This window comes from Rhodovulum iodosum (assembly GCF_041020385.1).
Classification (GTDB): Bacteria; Pseudomonadota; Alphaproteobacteria; order Rhodobacterales; family Rhodobacteraceae; genus Rhodovulum; species Rhodovulum iodosum.
In genome coordinates this window covers 884,185-899,128 of record NZ_JBEHHI010000002.1, presented here as the reverse complement: position 1 = coordinate 899,128, position 14,944 = coordinate 884,185, and the positions used below count along the sequence as shown (strand labels likewise).

Here is a 14,944-nt window from a genome sequence, read left to right as displayed (position 1 = left end):
AATGCCGGCCGAATATGCGCCCGGCCGCCCTCAGCGCCGCCGTCAGGACGCCGCGCCGAACACCCGCGCGAAGATCGTGTCGACATGCTTGGTATGATATCCGAGGTCGAATTTCTCTTCGATCTCGGCGGGGCTGAGCGCCGAGGTCACGTCCGGGTCGGCCAGCAATTCCTCTTTGAAATCCTTGCCTTCTTCCCAGACCTTCATGGCGTTTCTTTGCACCAGCTTGTAGGCGTCCTCGCGCGACACGCCCGCCTGGGTCAGCGCCAGCAGCACCCGCTGGCTCATCACCAGCCCGCGGAACTTGTTCATGTTGGCCAGCATGTTCTCGGGGTAGATAACCAGCTTGTCCACGACGGTGGTCAGCCGCGCCAGCGCGAAATCGAGCGTCACGGTGGCGTCGGGGCCGATATTGCGCTCGACCGAGGAATGCGAGATGTCGCGCTCGTGCCAGAGCGCCACGTTTTCCATCGCAGGGATCGCCATGCCGCGCACCAGCCGCGCCAGCCCCGTCAGGTTCTCGGTCAGGACCGGGTTGCGCTTGTGGGGCATCGCGCTGCTGCCCTTCTGCCCCTTGGCGAAGAACTCTTCGGCCTCCAGCACCTCCGTGCGCTGCATGTGGCGCACCTCGATGGCGATGTTTTCGACCGACGAGGCGACAACACCCAGCGTGGCGAAGAACATCGCGTGCCTGTCGCGCGGAATGACCTGGGTCGAGATCGGCTCGGGCGCCAGGCCCAGCTTCTCGCAGACATGGGCCTCGACCGCGGGGTCGATATTGGCGAACGTGCCGACCGCGCCCGACAGCGCGCCGGTGGCCACCTCCTCGCGCGCGGCCCGCAGGCGGGCGCGGTTGCGGTCCATCTCTGCGTAAAAGCGGGCGAAGGTCAGGCCCATCGTGGTGGGCTCGGCATGGATGCCGTGCGAGCGGCCGATCCTGACCGTGTCCTTGTGCTCGTGGGCGCGGCGCTTGAGCGCGGCGAGCAGCCCGTCGAGATCGGCCAGCAGGATGTCGGCGGCGCGCACCAGTTGCACGTTGAAACAGGTGTCCAGCACGTCCGACGAGGTCATCCCCTGGTGGACAAAGCGCGCCTGGTCGCTGCCCACGATCTCGGCCAGGTGGGTGAGAAAGGCGATCACGTCATGGCGCGTCTCGGCCTCGATCGCGTCGATGCGGGCGACGTCGAACTCGACATCCCTGGCCTTCCAGACGGCCTCGGCGTTTTCCTTCGGGATCACGCCGAGGGCGGCCTGCGCATCGCAGGCATGGGCCTCGATCTCGTACCAGATGCGGAACTTGGTCTCGGGCGACCAGATGGCCACCATCTCGGGGCGGGAATAGCGGGGGATCATCGGCGGCGCTCTTTCTCTTGGTCCGGGCTTCGGCGGTCTGATAGACCGCCCGGGCGGGCGCAGCAAGCCGCAGGAGGACGATGCCGGAACTTGAGGCTTTCGCGGGCGCATGGACGCTCGACCGCGTGATCGAGGACGCACGGGCGGGCCATGCGGCGCGGCTGGAGGGCCGGGCGGTGTTCACGCCCGGCGCCGGCGGGCTGATCCTTGACGAGACGGGCATGTTGAGCGTGCCGGGACAGCGGCCGATGCCCGCGACGCGCCGCTACATATGGCGGCAGGGGGCGGAGGGTATCGAGGTCTTCTTCGCCGATGGCCGGTTCTTTCACGCCATCGCGCCGGGCGCCACGCCCCGGGCACGGCACGACTGCCCGCCGGACCTCTACCTCGGTGCCTACGATTTCAGTGCCTGGCCCGGCTGGACCCTCGCCTGGCAGGTCGACGGCGCGGCGAAAAGCTACAGGATGAAAAGCCGCTACCGCCCGGCACCCTGAGGGCTTGCGCGCCGCCCGGGGCTCGGGCAAAACGGGCGGAACGGAATGAAGGGGAGTATCCGATCATGGCCCAGGCCCTGACCGACAAGGTTCTTGCTGAAACGCTTTGGCCCGCGCAGGGCGCGGCGCTGCGCGTGCGGCAGGCGGTGCTGGTGATCGCCGGCATCGCGGCGCTCATCGTGGCGGCGCAGATCAAGGTGCCGATGTGGCCGGTGCCGATTACTATGGGCACCTTCGCGGTGCTGACCGTTGGCGCGGCCTACGGGCCGCGGATGGGGCTTGCCACGATCCTGGGCTACCTGGGGCTCGGCGCGCTGGGCTTCGACGTCTTCGTGGGCTCGGGGGCCGAGTTGAACGGTCTCGAATACATGATGGGCGGCACCGGCGGCTATCTGCTGGGCTACGTCCTGGCCGTGGTCGCGCTGGGCTACGCCGCCCGCGCCGGCTGGGACCGCTCGGCCGGCCGCATGGCGCTGGCCATGCTCATCGGCAACGCGCTGATCTACATCCCCGGCCTGCTCTGGCTCGGCCAGCTCTACGGCTGGGACCAGCCGATCCTCGCCTGGGGGCTTACGCCGTTCCTGATCGGCGACGCGCTTAAGCTGGCACTGGCGGCGCTGTTGGTACCGGGCCTGTGGAAGCTGATCGGACGCGCCCGCGGCTGATCTGCCGGACACCGAATGCCAAAGGGGCGCGGCCACGAAGCCGCGCCCCTTTTTCGTGGCGCCGCCGGCACGGGCGGACCTTGGGTATTTTGACCAAGAAGAAGGGCAGGGGCGCGCCCGGGCCCTTCTTCTTGGCAAAAATACCCCGATCCGGCGCATGCCCCAGGCGGTGGCGCGGCTTTGAGGGCGGGCCGTCGCCCGCCTCTTGCATCGCTGCCGGGCTGCCTTAGGCTGGGCGGCGGCACAGGAGGGCGGGGCATGGCACGGATCGGGATTGTCGGGGGCAACGGCGCGCTGGGCAGCGCTATAGGCGCTGCCTTGCTGGCAGCGGGGGTGCCGGAGGGGCCGCTCTGGATCGCGTCGCGCTCGGGCACGGCCGGGCCGCTGGCCGGGCGCGCGGTGCGCGTCACGGAAGACGCGCAGGAACTGGCCGAGGCGTGCGACGTGATCCTCTTGTCGGTGCCGCCGGCCGAGGCGGGGCGGATCGGCGTCGCCGCGCCGGACAGGCTGGTGATCTCGGTGATGGCGGGGGTCACCCATCGCCGCCTGGCCGCGCTGACGGGCGCGGCCCGGGTGGTGCGCGCGATGTCCAGCCCGGCGGCGGCGCGGGGGCTGGCCTATTCGGTCTGGTTCGGCGGCGGTACGCTGACGGGGGCCGACCGGGCGCTGGTCGGCGGGCTTTTCGCCGCCTGCGGGGAGAGCGACGAACTGGCCGAGGAGAGGCAGATCGACCTCTTCACCGCGATGACCGGGCCGGTGCCGGGCTTCGTTGCCTATTTCGCGGATTGCATGCAGGGTTATGCCACCGAGCGCGGTGTGCCGGCGCCGATCGCCGAACGCGCCGTGCGCCAGCTGTTCCTCGCCGCGGGGCAGAGCCTGGCCGGCGATCCCGAAGGCCCGGCGGCGCAGGTTCAGGCCATGGTCGACTACGCCGGCAGCACGGCGGCGGGGCTGACGGTGCTGCGGGCCGGGCCGCTGGCCGCGGCCCTGGCCGAGGGGCTGGACGCGGCGGCCGAACGGGCGCGCGCCCTGGGTCAGGCGAGCGACGTTTCCACCTGAGAGGCGCGTTCCAGCGTCTGGTGCACGGGGCATTTGTCCGCGATCTCGACCAGCCGCGTGCGCTGGTCGTCATCCAGATCGCCGCTCAGGCAGATCTCGCGGTGGAACCGGTCGACCTTTTGCGCCTTGCCGGCCTCGGCGTCCTGGGCGTGCACCTTGTCATGGGTCACGTCGACCCGGACATCGGCCAGCGGCCAGCCCTTTCGGCGGGCATACATGCGGATCGTCATCGAGGTGCAGGCCCCCAGCGCGGCGGCGAGCAGACCGTAGGGCGAGAGCCCCCGGTCGGTGCCGCCATAGGCCTCGGGCTCGTCGGCCAGCAGGTGATGGGCCCCGGACGTGATATCCTGCAAAAACCCCTCCGGGTCGGCCTCGGCGACGCGGACGACGCCCTCGGGCGCGCCGGGGGGCGGCGCGGGCGTTTCGAGTTCGACATATCGCGCGGCCCAGGCGGCGATCACGCCAGCGGCGTATTCCGCGTCGCCCGCATCCGAGATCAGATGGTCGGCGCTGTCGAGGGTGACGAAGCTTTTGGGGTGCTTCGCGTGGGTGAAGATCTGGGTGGCGTTCTCGATGCCCACCACCGCGTCGCGGGGCGCGTGCATCACCAGAAGCGCGCGGCCGAGGCCGCGGATCGCGGGGTCCAGCGATTCGGCGGCCACGTCTTCCAGGAAATCCGGGCCGATCCGCACGGGCCGGCCGCCGAGGGTCAGCTCCATCACGCCCCGGGTGTCGATGCGCGGATCGGCCGCGGCGAAGTTCTGGGTCACATGCTCGGGGTCGAAGGGCGCGGCGAGGGTGACGACGGCGCGGGCCGAGGGGATGTCGGCGGCGGCCTTGAGGATCGCGGCGCCGCCCAGCGAATGGCCGATCAGCAGGTCGGGGGCGAGGCCGCGCGCCTCGAGATGCCGCGCGGCGGCGACCAGATCGGCCACGTTGCTGGTGAAGGTGGTGTTCTCGAACTCGCCCCCGGAATGGCCGAGGCCGGTGAAATCGAAGCGCAGCACGGCAAAGCCCAGCGCGGTCAGGCGCTGGGCGATGCGGCGCGCGGCGTGGATATCCTTGCCGCAGGTGAAGCAGTGGGCGAAGAGCGCGGTGGCCTTGGGCGGTCCCTCTGGCAGGTCGAGCCGGGCAGCGAGGTCGTGGCCGGCATGGCCCTCGAAACTGATCTTTTCCATCTTCATGGCGGGGCTCCGGGCTGAGTTGCTCAGACCGAGAGTGTGGGCGCGCGCTGCGTGCCGCAAGCCCCGAGGGGCCCGGTTGACGGCAAGGTGAGCGCGCCCGCCCGCCTCAGATCAACTGCATCACGGTATCGGTGATGCCGGACATGTTCATGCTGAAGCCCACGCCGGTCAGTGCCATCACCCGGGCCGTGGCCTTGAGGCTTTCGCCGGCCAGGATGTTGTAGATCAACATGCCGAAGCCGACCGGGAAGGACAGCACCATCAGCGTGGCGGACATGACGTAGACCGCCAGCTGTTCGGGGATGGCCACGGGTTCCTTCGGGGCCTCGAATTTCACGCTTTCGATCTCGATCAGGTCGCTGGCAAAGATCGACCGGCGCGAGCGGCGCAGGTTGTCGTCGTTGGGCGCTATGTCGGGCAGGCGCTTGGCGGCTCGGTTGGCCTCGTTCTCTTCGGCGGCGCTGCGCGCGAAGGCCCCTGCGTCGATCATTTCGGGGCGGGGGGTGCTGACCGGGCGCGAGATCGGGCGGCGCGGCCGGGCGGTGGCGGCCTTCGGCTGGGCCTCGGCGGCCGCGGCACGGGGGGGAGTGCGGGACTGGACAGGGGGGATCTGGACGGTGGGCGTTTCCACCTCGTCGGCGATGAACACGCTGTCGGTGTGGTGCCAATAGACGAAATCGGCATCCTCTTCGCGCAGAAGGTGGCGCACAACGTGGTAGCAGGCCGCGACCAGCACCCGAGGGGCCACGCTGCCGCCGGTCTGGCCGGGGCGGCCAGGACCGTTGCCGGCCTCGATGCACAGCGTCTCGGCGAACTCCATGTCGTCGAGCCCGGTATCGGTACGTGCCGAGCTGCCCGCGGCGCGGCGCAGGGCGCCGACGGTGACCGGCGCGGACCCGCGCGAAATGCGCAGATGCATCTTGTCGCTGGAGAACAGTACCTCGCGGTCCCCGTCGGCCTCGGTGTGGTCGAATTCCAGTGCAATGTTGCGGAACGGCCGCTTGAGGCCGTCGACCATCCCGTCAAAATCGAAGTCCTGCGGGACGGTGAAAAGGATCGTCGCAGCAGCACTGGTCAGTTGATCAGACATTCTTGTCTCCATCGCTCGGAAAAGCTCCGTTGACGCCAAGATGGCCTTCGATTGTGGGAACAGTAGGGCGCAGATAAGAAATTTGTCCCCGTTCGCGGGCCCAAACCGACGATGGTCGCCACATTCGCGACAACTTCGCCAAGGGCGGCGGATTGTTTCCGCGGGACGTGCGCGCAGGAAAAAGGGCGGCCCGAAGACCGCCCTGAGGATCGTGTCATGCGCTGCGTGCAATCAGCAGCTGTAGTACATCTTGAATTCCACCGGGTGCGGCGTGTGTTCGAAGGCGTAGATCTCTTCCCATTTGAGTTCCATGTAGCCTTCGAGCTGGTCCTTGGTGAACACGTCGCCGGCCAGCAGGAAGTCGTGGTCGGCCTCGAGCGACTCGATGGCTTCGCGCAGCGAGGCGCATACGGTCGGGATGCCTTCCAGCTCTTCCGGCGGCAGGTCGTAGAGGTTCTTGTCCATCGCCTCGCCCGGGTCGATCTTGTTCTTGATGCCGTCGAGGCCGGCCATCAGGAGCGCCGCGAAGGCGAGGTAGGGGTTCGCCGCCGGGTCGGGGAAACGGGCCTCGACGCGCTTGGCCTTGGGGCTTTCCGTCCACGGGATCCGCACGCAGCCCGAGCGGTTGCGCGCCGAGTAGGCACGCAGGACCGGGGCTTCGAAGCCCGGGATCAGGCGCTTGTAGGAGTTGGTGGAGGGGTTGGTGAAGGCGTTCAGCGTCTTGGCGTGCTTGAGGATGCCGCCGATGTAGTAAAGCGCCTCCTGGCTGAGATCGGCGTACTTGTCGCCGGCAAAGAGCGGCTTGCCGTCCTTCCAGATCGACATGTTGCAGTGCATGCCGGTGCCGTTGTCGCCCGCGATGGGCTTGGGCATGAAGGTGGCCGACTTGCCGTAGGCCTGGGCCACGTTATGGATGACGTACTTGTACTTTTGCAGGTTGTCGGCCTGCTCGGTCAGGCTGCCGAAGATCAGGCCGAGCTCGTGCTGGCACGACGCCACTTCGTGGTGGTGCTTGTCGACCTTCATGCCCATGCGCTTCATGGTCGACAGCATTTCCGAACGCAGGTCCATCGCGTCGTCGGTCGGGTTGACCGGGAAATAGCCGCCCTTGACGCCCGGACGGTGCCCGGTGTTGCCCATCTCGTACTCGGTGTCGGTGTTCCACGACGCATCGAGCGCGTCGACCTCGTAGGACACCTTGTTCATCTCCAGCGAAAACCGCACGTCGTCGAAGATGAAGAACTCGGCCTCGGGGCCCCAGTAGGAGACGTCGCCGATGCCCGACGACTTGAGGTAGGCCTCGGCCTTTTCGGCGGTCGAGCGCGGGTCGCGCTCATAGGCTTCGCCGGTGTCGGGCTCGACAATCGAGCAATGCACGCAAAGCGTCTTCTCGGCATAGAACGGATCGAGATAGGCGCTTTCGGTGTCGGGCATAAGCTTCATGTCCGAGGCTTCGATTGACTTCCAGCCGGCGATCGACGACCCGTCGAACATGAAGCCCTCGTCGAGGAAATCCTCATCGACGAGATCGGCCATCACCGTCACGTGCTGCAGCTTGCCCCGCGGGTCGGTGAAACGGATATCGACGTATTCGACATCCTCTTCCTTGATGGTCTTGAGAACTGCGTCTTTGCTCATGTGACCCTTTTCCCTTCTTTCTGGATTGGTCGCTCTCGGCCGGGCCCGCCCGACCGGTCCATATCGACGACGCGCGTCAGAGCGCGTCTTCGTCGGTCTCGCCAGTGCGGATGCGGATCGCTTGCTCCACGGGCGAGACGAAAATCTTGCCGTCACCGATCTTGTCGGTCTTGGCTGCGTTCACGATGGCCTCGACGGCGGTCTCAACCTGATCATCGGAGAGCACGACCTCGATTTTGACCTTGGGCAGGAAATCGACGACGTATTCCGCGCCGCGGTAGAGCTCGGTATGGCCCTTCTGGCGGCCAAAGCCCTTGACCTCGATTACCGAAAGGCCCTGCACCCCCGCCTCCTGAAGCGCCTCCTTCACCTCGTCGAGCTTGAAGGGCTTTATGATCGCTTCGATCTTTTTCACCGGTGCCGACTCCCTGCTTGCTGGCGGTTCGCCGCTCGACAGACCACTTTCCCTCGCGCGCGACAATTGGGTAGGATGACGCGCAGCTTGGCGCCCGGCGAAATCTGAGTTGTGCGCCTAAATTTTGTGCAAAACGCCTGCTCATGCGGCGAACTGGAAACTCGATAGGCGGCGCGATGGCCGAGCTTCTCACCTCTGCCCAAATGCGCGCCGTCGAGCAGGCGGCGATTGCCAGCGGTTCGTCAAGCGGGCTGACCCTGATGGAACGCGCCGGGCGGGCGGTGGTGGACGCGGTGTTCACCGAGTGGCCCGACCTGGCCGAGGGGCGGCATCGCGCGGTGGTTCTGTGCGGGCCGGGTAACAATGGCGGCGACGGCTTCGTGATCGCCCGCCGGCTGGCCGTCCGGGGCTGGCAGGTGGAGCTGTTCCTGCTGGGCGACCCGGACAAGCTGCCGCCCGACGCGCGGCGGATGCACGACCTGTGGGCCGCGATGGGGCCGGTGCGCGGCCTCGCCCCCGAAAGCGCGGGCGCGGGGGCGCGGCCCGATCTGCTGGTCGACGCGCTCTTCGGCACCGGGCTCAGCCGGCCGATCCCCGAGGCGGCGGTGGGCGCGTTCCGCGCGGTGCGTGAGCGAAAGGCCGGCGGGCTGCGCACGTCGCCCTGCCGGGTGGTGGCGGTCGACAGCCCCTCTGGGCTCGATTGCGACAGCGGCGAGATGTTGTTGCCAGCTCTTCCGCAAACCGCCGGCCGCGCGGGCGACGTCCAAAGCGTCGCCCCGGCCGCCCGCATGTCGCCCGACGTGCCCTTGCCCATCTCGGCCGATCTGACGGTCACCTTTCACAAGCCCAAGCTCGGCCACTACCTCGGCCATCCGCCAATGCCGTCGGGCAAGCTCGCCGTCGCCGATATCGGGCTGGCCGACTGGGACCGCCCCGAGACGCTTGCGTCTCAACCGCCCAGCGCTGAAAGGGTGCGTCTCGTCGGCCGTATCCAGCACGGCGCGCCGATGCCGGGGCGGATGTGGCCGGGGCCTCTGCTGAACGTTCCCGGGCCGGGGCTGCACAAATACGCGCGCGGCCATGCGCTGGTGCTGGCCGGCGGGCCGGGGCGCGGCGGCGCGGCCCGGCTGGCGGCGCGCGCCGCGCTCAGGGTCGGGGCGGGGCTGGTGACGGTGGCCTGCCCGCCCGAGGCGCAGGCCGAGAACGCCGCGCGGCTTGACGCGATCATGCTGCGCCCGCTGGCCGATGCCGAAGCGCTGGCCGAGATGCTGACGGATAGACGGTTGAGCGCGGTCTGCCTCGGCCCCGGGCTGGGCGTGGGCGCGGCCACCGCGGCGCTGGTGGCTGCCGCCTGCGCGTCGGCCCCCCGGGCGCCCGCGCCCCGTGCCGTCGTGCTCGACGCGGACGCGCTGACCAGCTTTGCGGACGATCCCGACGCGCTTTTCGCCGATCTGCACGCGCGCTGTGTGCTCACGCCCCATGAAGGCGAATTCGCCCGCCTCTTCCCCGATCTCGCCGCGCCCGCGCGGCGCGCGCGCGGTCAGTCCAAGGTGGAGGCCTGCCGCGCGGCGGCCGCGCGCGCCGGCTGCACCGTCCTGCTGAAAGGCCCCGACACGGTGATCGCCAGCCCCGGCGGGGCGGCCTCGATCCACGCCGCACTTTACGACCGCGCGGCCCCCTGGCTGGGAACGGCTGGGGCCGGCGACGTGCTGGCAGGGATGATCGCGGGGCTCTTGGCATCCCCCCAGGCATTCGCCAGCCCGCATCCGCACGTCGAGGTCGCCGCCTGGCTGCATGTGGAGGCCGCGCGCACCTTCGGTCCCGGCCTCATCGCCGAGGATCTGCCGGAAACCCTGCCGCGCGTTTTCCGCGACCTAGGCCTGTGACGTCCGCCCGATTGCGCGCCTGCGGCGCAAGCCTATCTTTTTTGCCGCCCTCCGGGCGGATTCGGGTATTTGGGCCAAAGAGAAGGGGCAAGGGCGCGCCCTGTAGCTTCTTCTTGGCCAAAATACCCTCGCCGAAGGCATCGCGGCGGTCGCCGCGACATGGGCTCAGTTCAGCGCGGCGGCGGGGACTTCCATGCCGTCCGCGTAGATCACCTCCGGCGCATCGAAGCGCAGGGCGAAGCGGCAGGCGCCGTCGTGGTGGATGTCGCGCAGGACACGGGCCCCGGCGCGGGTGACGATACGGTCGCCGGGGCTGAGGAATTCGACCGGAAGCGCGCCGTCCATCGTCAGCACGATGGTTCCGATCGCGAGGTCTCGGGCCTCGGCGCGCTGCGCCTGCGGCCGCGCCAGCCCGGGGGACATGTCGAACATCGCAATACCCGCTCGTTGTTTGCCTGTACTTTTTTGCGCCGAGAATATGGCAAAATTGGGTTGACGGCGAGCCCGAAAGCGGGCGCTTTTTCCGCTCGCATCCTTGGCGGGGCTTTGTTAGAAGGACGCGGATTTGACGGGGCGGCCCTTCGTGGTGCGGGGTCGCCCCGGTGGTTTTGCGGGTGTGGCGGAACTGGCAGACGCACCAGATTTAGGTTCTGGCGCCGCGAGGCGTGGGGGTTCAAGTCCCTCCACCCGCACCAGATGGGATGAGAAGGACGACAAAGATGCAGGTCACCGAGACCCTGAATGACGGCCTGAAACGCAGCTACAAGATCACCGTTTCCGCTGCGGAGCTGGACGCGAAGGTCGACGAGAAGCTGGCCGAGGCGCAGCCGCAGGTGGAGATGAAGGGCTTTCGCAAGGGCAAGGTGCCGATGGCGCTGCTAAGGAAGCAGTTTGGCAAGCGCCTGCTGGGCGAGGCGATGCAAGAGACCATCGACGGCGCGATGAACGCCCATTTCGAGGAATGCGGCGACCGCCCGGCGCTGCAGCCCGACGTCAAGGTCACCAATCCCGACTGGAAGGAAGGCGACGACGTCGAGGTCGAGATGTCCTACGAGGCGCTTCCGGAGATCCCCGAGCCCGCGCTCAAGGAGATCGCGCTGGAGAAACTGGTGGCCAAGGCCGGCGAGTCCGAGATCGACGACGCGCTGGGCAAGCTCGCCGAGAACGCCCAGAGCTTTGCCAAGCGGCGCAAGGGATCCAAGGCCAAGGACGGCGACCAGGTGGTCATCGATTTCGTCGGCAAGGTCGACGGCGAGCCCTTCGAGGGCGGCGCGGCCGAGGATTACCCGCTGGTGCTGGGCTCGCAGAGCTTCATTCCCGGTTTCGAGGACCAGCTACTCGGGGCCAAGGAAGGCGAGGAGGTGACCGTCACCGTGTCCTTCCCCGCGGATTACGGCGCGGAAAACCTGAAGGGCAAGGAAGCCACCTTCGACTGCACCATCAAGGAGGTGCGCGCGCCCAAGCCCGCCGAGATCGACGACGAGCTGGCCAAGCAGTTCGGCGCCGAGGATCTGGCCGCGCTGAAGGCGCAGATCGCCGAGCGGCTGGAGGACGAATACAGCGGTGCCGCGCGCGCGGTGATGAAGCGCGCGCTGCTGGACAAGCTGGACGAGACCGTCGCCTTCGACGTGCCGCCCAGCCTGCTGGAGGCCGAGGCCAAGCAGATCGCGCACCAGCTCTGGCACGAAGACAACCCCGATGTGCAGGGCCACGACCATCCCGAGATCGAGCCCACCGACGAACATCTGACCCTGGCCGAGCGCCGGGTGCGGCTGGGGCTCTTGCTGGCCGAGATCGGACGCAAGGCCGAGATCGAGGTGTCGGACAACGAGATGACCCAGGCGGTGATGAACCAGGCGCGGCAATACCCGGGCCAGGAGCAGCAGTTCTTCGAGTTCGTCCGGCAGAACCAGGCGCTGCAGCAGCAGATCCGCGCACCTATCTTCGAGGACAAGGTCGTCGATTACATTCTCGAACTGGCCGAGGTGACCGAAAAGGAGGTCTCCAAGGAAGAGCTGGAGAAGGCGGTCGAGGCGCTCGACGAAGAGTAGGCCTGCCGCCAGACCTCAGGATCCAAACGCCGCCCTTGGGGGCGGCGTTTTTCTTTTGGCCGGCGCTGCACCATCGGCGCGACATCGACCTGGGTGAGGCCCTGGTTTGCCGGCGCCACATTCGGTATGTCGCTGGCCGGGTCGCGGCTGGCTGCCATGGCCGGCGCAACGAAGAAGGGCCGCGCCATATGGCGCGGCCCTTCGTGATCGCGGTCGGTGAGGTTCAGTCCTCGTCGTCGGACTTGGCGCCGTTGCCGGATTCGCGCTCTTCCTCTTCGATCGCCTCGGCCAGGGCGTCATCCTCGGATGCGGCCGAGCCGATGTCCTCGAAGAGTTCGGAGATTTCGAACTCGGCGGCGGCCTCTTCCTCGGCGGCGAGGTCCTGGATCGACTTGCCGGTGGCCTGCAACTCGGCCTCTTCGGGCGAGCGGGCGACGTTGAGCTCGATCGTGATCTCGACCTCGGGGTGCAGCGCGACGGCCAGCTTGTGCAGGCCCAGCTCCTTGATCGGCGCGGTCAGCACGACCTGCTTGCGGTCGACGGAAAAGCCGGCTTCGGAGGCCGCGTCGGCGGCGTCGCGTGGCGTGACCGACCCGTAGAGCGCGCCCGAGTCGGAGGCCGAGCGAATCACGACGAATTGCTGGCCGTCCAGCCGTGCGGCCATCGCCTCGGCCTCTTTGCGGGTTTCGAGGTTGCGCGCTTCGAGCTGGGCCTTTTCGGCCTCGAAGCGGGCGATGTTGACCTCGTTGGCGCGCAGCGCCTTGCCCTGCGGCAGCAGGAAGTTGCGGGCGTAGCCGTCCTTGACGGAAACGACGTCGCCCATCTGGCCGAGCTTGGCCACGCGTTCGAGTAGAATGATGTCCATCTGTCGCGTTCCTTACTTCACGGCGTAGGGCAGCAGGGCGAGGAAGCGGGCGCGCTTGATCGCGCGGGACAGCTCGCGCTGCTTCTTCGATGAGACGGCGGTGATGCGCGAGGGCACGATCTTGCCGCGCTCGGAGACGTAGCGCTGCAGCAGGCGGGTGTCCTTGTAGTCGATCTTCGGCGCGTTGTCGCCCGAGAAGGGGCAGACCTTGCGGCGGCGGAAAAACGGTTTAGCGGCCATGTCTTACAATCCTTTCCTGAGGCTCTGTATCAACGACGCTCACGGCGCTCTTCGCGCTTTTGCATCTGTACCGAGGGGCCGTCGTCGTGCTCGTCGACCTTGATGGTCAGCACGCGCATCACGTCGTCATGCAGGCGCATGAGGCGCTCCATCTCCTGCACGGCGGGTGCGGGGGATTCGGTGCGCATGAAGGCGTAGTGGCCCTTGCGGTTCTTGTTGATCTTGTAGGCCATCGTCTTGACGCCCCAGTATTCGCTGTCGACGACCTTGCCGCCGTTGTCAGCCAGTACCGTGGAGAAATGTTCGACGAGGCCCTCGGCCTGCGCGTTGGAAAGGTCCTGACGCGCGATAAAGACATGCTCGTAAAGCGGCATGCGAACTCCAGTTCTTTTTACGGGCGCACTTCAAAGGATGGGCTGACCTTCCGCGCCCCACCCACGAGAGGCTGCACCGAGCTTCATTACGTCTGCGGAAGGAATGCGCGGGTTATACACGTCGCGCGACGCCGCGCAAGGGCCGGGGGGCGAGCCGCAGGATTTCTCCATTATTAACACGTTGACGGCGAAGTGGTGCCGCATTCGGCTGCCAGTTTGCGCGCAAACAAAGAAAATGGAGCACTCCGCGATGACCGTTCTCTCGACACATCCGAGTTTGGGGGTGACGCGTGCCCGGCCAATGCATGTTTGTGTGTGTGAAACCAACTGGGGCTACGTGTTTCGATCCGGCACGACCTTCAACGATCGGGCCGCCCTCATCGAACGGGTTTCGGCGATTGCCGGGCTGACCTTCTTCGTGCTGGCCGTGGGCCACTGGTTCTTTCCCGATGCCGATGTTGTCATGCACACGCCGATGGAGCGGCTGGCGTCGAGCTTCGGGCTGGCGTCTGCGGGGCTTGCCTTCGTTTGGATTTCCGAACGCGGCCTGCGCCACGACATCCAGGTCGATCTGGAGCGCCGGCGTCTGCGGCTGACCACCACCAACCGCCGCGGCAAGGCGCGCATCGTGCGCAGTTTCGCCTTCGCCGAGATCACCAGCCTGTTCGTCAAACGCTCGGCCGAGCCCGGCAGACCGGCGCGGCTGTGCCTGCGCGTGGCGGGAAATCGCTGGGATGTCGAGCTGATGCGCGGCAGCGCGGCGGCCCTGGCGGTGCTGCATGGACGGATCGCGGGCGATCTGCGCCCGGTCATGCCGGTTGCCGACGGTTGGGAAAAGGTGGGCCACAAGATCCGGCCGTCCGAGCCCGACGGCGAGGCCGCCTGACAAACGCTGTTCGCCAGCGAATACCGGCCGTTGAGCCCTGGGGACTTGGCCATGCGCGCCAGCGGATGACATCTTCGATATCGTATCACGCAACGGAGTATCGCAGGTGAAGAAATCCGTGTTCGCAGCGGCCGTGGCCGCCTTGGCCGCCGCGCCCGCCATGGCCGAGCGGCAGAAATGCGTGCTGGATTCGAGCTACAGCCAGAACCTCTTTTCTTAAGAGCATCTGGGCTTTTCCACGACTTGGGGGATGTTCTCGGGCGGCGAGGGCGAGATCGTGTTCGACCGCGCGGCGCCGGAACAATCGTCGGTCTCGGTGGCGTTTCCCGAGACCAGCATGTTTACCGGCTGGCAAGCGCGGTTCGAGCATTTGATGTCGGAAGATTTCTTCGGCGCAAGCCCGGACGAGAACGTCACCTACACCTCGACAGGTATCGAGGTCACCGGCGATGAGACCGCGCTGATCATCGGCGAGTTTACGCTGAACGGCGTGACCCGGCCGGTCGTGCTGGACGCACGGCTGACCCAGCAGGGGATGCATCCGATGGCCGAGAAACCCTGGGCCGGCTTTTTCGCCACGACCACGCTGAAGCACAGCGATTTCGGGTTGGGGGCCTATGTGCCCGCGGTCAGCGACGAGGTCGAGCTGCGGATCTCCATCGAGGCGATGCGGGATGAGCCCAGCGATAGCTGAGCCCGTCGTGCCCGGACGCTAAACGCCGCCGCGCCCCATCGCGGCGGCGT

The 14,944-nt window shown here is 67.5% G+C and carries 15 protein-coding genes, 1 tRNA gene and 1 pseudogene; 8 read left to right on the top strand and 9 right to left on the bottom strand.

Translation table 11 applies throughout. The annotated features are described in order from the left end of the window. Positions 1-42: 42 nt before the first annotated feature. Positions 43-1,353 carry an adenylosuccinate lyase gene (purB, locus tag Ga0609869_RS13470; RefSeq protein WP_125404997.1) on the bottom strand — a complete coding sequence of 437 codons (1,311 nt, stop codon included), beginning with the start codon at positions 1,351-1,353 and terminating at the stop codon, positions 43-45. A gap of 80 nt (positions 1,354-1,433) precedes the next feature. Between purB and Ga0609869_RS13465 the strand changes: the two genes are divergently transcribed. The 3 genes from Ga0609869_RS13465 (at position 1,434) to Ga0609869_RS13455 (ending at position 3,571) form a co-directional block, all read left to right on the top strand. Continuing rightward, positions 1,434-1,847, top strand: coding sequence for a DUF6314 family protein (locus Ga0609869_RS13465; RefSeq protein WP_125405000.1), 414 nt, complete (start codon positions 1,434-1,436; stop codon positions 1,845-1,847). A 65-nt stretch (positions 1,848-1,912) separates the two neighbouring features. After that, the gene (locus tag Ga0609869_RS13460) at positions 1,913-2,512 is read left to right on the top strand and encodes a biotin transporter BioY (protein ID WP_125405003.1); all 600 of its coding nucleotides are present in this window, start codon (positions 1,913-1,915) and stop codon (positions 2,510-2,512) included. A gap of 258 nt (positions 2,513-2,770) precedes the next feature. Then, a complete protein-coding gene (locus Ga0609869_RS13455; RefSeq protein ID WP_125405005.1) occupies positions 2,771-3,571 on the top strand; it encodes a pyrroline-5-carboxylate reductase family protein in 801 nt (266 codons plus the stop codon). Here the strand turns inward: Ga0609869_RS13455 and Ga0609869_RS13450 are convergent. The 4 genes from Ga0609869_RS13450 to Ga0609869_RS13435 all read right to left on the bottom strand — a co-directional run bounded on the left by Ga0609869_RS13450 (position 3,547) and on the right by Ga0609869_RS13435 (position 7,898). Then, positions 3,547-4,755 (bottom strand): bifunctional alpha/beta hydrolase/OsmC family protein, encoded by a 1,209-nt coding sequence (locus tag Ga0609869_RS13450; protein ID WP_125405007.1) that lies wholly within the window; start codon positions 4,753-4,755, stop codon positions 3,547-3,549. The genes Ga0609869_RS13455 and Ga0609869_RS13450 overlap by 25 nt on opposite strands. A 106-nt stretch (positions 4,756-4,861) precedes the next feature. Beyond that, positions 4,862-5,845, bottom strand: a complete 984-nt coding sequence (locus Ga0609869_RS13445) for a hypothetical protein (RefSeq protein ID WP_125405010.1) — start codon at positions 5,843-5,845, stop codon at positions 4,862-4,864. Between the two features lie 231 nt (positions 5,846-6,076). Then, entirely contained in the window at positions 6,077-7,483 is a 1,407-nt protein-coding gene (gene glnA, locus Ga0609869_RS13440) for a type I glutamate--ammonia ligase (RefSeq protein ID WP_125405013.1), read from the bottom strand. 76 nt (positions 7,484-7,559) lie between these two features. After that, the gene (locus tag Ga0609869_RS13435; RefSeq protein WP_125405016.1) at positions 7,560-7,898 is read right to left on the bottom strand and encodes a P-II family nitrogen regulator; all 339 of its coding nucleotides are present in this window, start codon (positions 7,896-7,898) and stop codon (positions 7,560-7,562) included. Between the two features lie 176 nt (positions 7,899-8,074). Between Ga0609869_RS13435 and Ga0609869_RS13430 the strand changes: the two genes are divergently transcribed. Then, the gene (locus Ga0609869_RS13430) at positions 8,075-9,784 is read left to right on the top strand and encodes an NAD(P)H-hydrate dehydratase (RefSeq protein ID WP_125405019.1); all 1,710 of its coding nucleotides are present in this window, start codon (positions 8,075-8,077) and stop codon (positions 9,782-9,784) included. A 165-nt stretch (positions 9,785-9,949) separates the two neighbouring features. Here Ga0609869_RS13430 and Ga0609869_RS13425 read toward each other — a convergent pair whose 3' ends face one another. Continuing rightward, positions 9,950-10,216, bottom strand: a complete 267-nt coding sequence (locus Ga0609869_RS13425; RefSeq protein ID WP_125405022.1) for a Hint domain-containing protein — start codon at positions 10,214-10,216, stop codon at positions 9,950-9,952. A 178-nt stretch (positions 10,217-10,394) separates the two neighbouring features. Here Ga0609869_RS13425 and Ga0609869_RS13420 point away from each other — a divergent pair. Together Ga0609869_RS13420 and tig are read left to right on the top strand one after the other, a co-directional pair. Further along, positions 10,395-10,479: transfer RNA gene (locus Ga0609869_RS13420), tRNA-Leu, on the top strand. Between the two features lie 24 nt (positions 10,480-10,503). Further along, entirely contained in the window at positions 10,504-11,835 is a 1,332-nt protein-coding gene (tig, locus tag Ga0609869_RS13415; RefSeq protein ID WP_125405024.1) for a trigger factor, read from the top strand. 223 nt (positions 11,836-12,058) lie between these two features. On the opposite strand, the gene rplI is transcribed toward tig, so the two are convergent. From rplI to rpsF, 3 genes are read right to left on the bottom strand one after another with little or no spacing between them, the layout of a single operon-like run. After that, complete coding sequence (gene rplI / locus Ga0609869_RS13410) at positions 12,059-12,700, bottom strand: 50S ribosomal protein L9 (protein WP_125405026.1); 642 nt, start codon at positions 12,698-12,700, stop codon at positions 12,059-12,061. A gap of 12 nt (positions 12,701-12,712) precedes the next feature. Continuing rightward, the gene (gene rpsR, locus Ga0609869_RS13405) at positions 12,713-12,940 is read right to left on the bottom strand and encodes a 30S ribosomal protein S18 (protein ID WP_125405029.1); all 228 of its coding nucleotides are present in this window, start codon (positions 12,938-12,940) and stop codon (positions 12,713-12,715) included. A 29-nt stretch (positions 12,941-12,969) separates the two neighbouring features. After that, positions 12,970-13,314, bottom strand: coding sequence for a 30S ribosomal protein S6 (gene rpsF, locus Ga0609869_RS13400; protein ID WP_125405032.1), 345 nt, complete (start codon positions 13,312-13,314; stop codon positions 12,970-12,972). Positions 13,315-13,627: 313 nt separating this feature from the next. On the opposite strand from rpsF, the gene Ga0609869_RS13395 reads away from it, so the two are divergent. Next, complete coding sequence (locus tag Ga0609869_RS13395) at positions 13,628-14,200, top strand: hypothetical protein (RefSeq protein ID WP_125405035.1); 573 nt, start codon at positions 13,628-13,630, stop codon at positions 14,198-14,200. Between the two features lie 106 nt (positions 14,201-14,306). Then, a pseudogene (locus Ga0609869_RS13390) lies at positions 14,307-14,894 on the top strand (YceI family protein). Positions 14,895-14,944 lie beyond the last annotated feature (50 nt).

Excerpts from the sequence above, each read along its gene's own strand:
- tig (WP_125405024.1), top strand. The coding sequence starts at position 10,504 with ATGCAGGTCACCGAGACCCTGAATGACGGCCTGAAACGCAGCTACAAG.
- Ga0609869_RS13450 (WP_125405007.1), bottom strand. The coding sequence starts at position 4,755 with ATGAAGATGGAAAAGATCAGTTTCGAGGGCCATGCCGGCCACGACCTC.
- Ga0609869_RS13445 (WP_125405010.1), bottom strand. The coding sequence starts at position 5,845 with ATGTCTGATCAACTGACCAGTGCTGCTGCGACGATCCTTTTCACCGTC.
- purB (WP_125404997.1), bottom strand. The coding sequence starts at position 1,353 with ATGATCCCCCGCTATTCCCGCCCCGAGATGGTGGCCATCTGGTCGCCC.
- glnA (WP_125405013.1), bottom strand. The coding sequence starts at position 7,483 with ATGAGCAAAGACGCAGTTCTCAAGACCATCAAGGAAGAGGATGTCGAA.
- rpsR (WP_125405029.1), bottom strand. The coding sequence starts at position 12,940 with ATGGCCGCTAAACCGTTTTTCCGCCGCCGCAAGGTCTGCCCCTTCTCG.
- Ga0609869_RS13430 (WP_125405019.1), top strand. The coding sequence starts at position 8,075 with ATGGCCGAGCTTCTCACCTCTGCCCAAATGCGCGCCGTCGAGCAGGCG.
- Ga0609869_RS13465 (WP_125405000.1), top strand. The coding sequence starts at position 1,434 with ATGCCGGAACTTGAGGCTTTCGCGGGCGCATGGACGCTCGACCGCGTG.
- Ga0609869_RS13455 (WP_125405005.1), top strand. The coding sequence starts at position 2,771 with ATGGCACGGATCGGGATTGTCGGGGGCAACGGCGCGCTGGGCAGCGCT.
- Ga0609869_RS13425 (WP_125405022.1), bottom strand. The coding sequence starts at position 10,216 with ATGTTCGACATGTCCCCCGGGCTGGCGCGGCCGCAGGCGCAGCGCGCC.
- Ga0609869_RS13460 (WP_125405003.1), top strand. The coding sequence starts at position 1,913 with ATGGCCCAGGCCCTGACCGACAAGGTTCTTGCTGAAACGCTTTGGCCC.
- rpsF (WP_125405032.1), bottom strand. The coding sequence starts at position 13,314 with ATGCCGCTTTACGAGCATGTCTTTATCGCGCGTCAGGACCTTTCCAAC.
- rplI (WP_125405026.1), bottom strand. The coding sequence starts at position 12,700 with ATGGACATCATTCTACTCGAACGCGTGGCCAAGCTCGGCCAGATGGGC.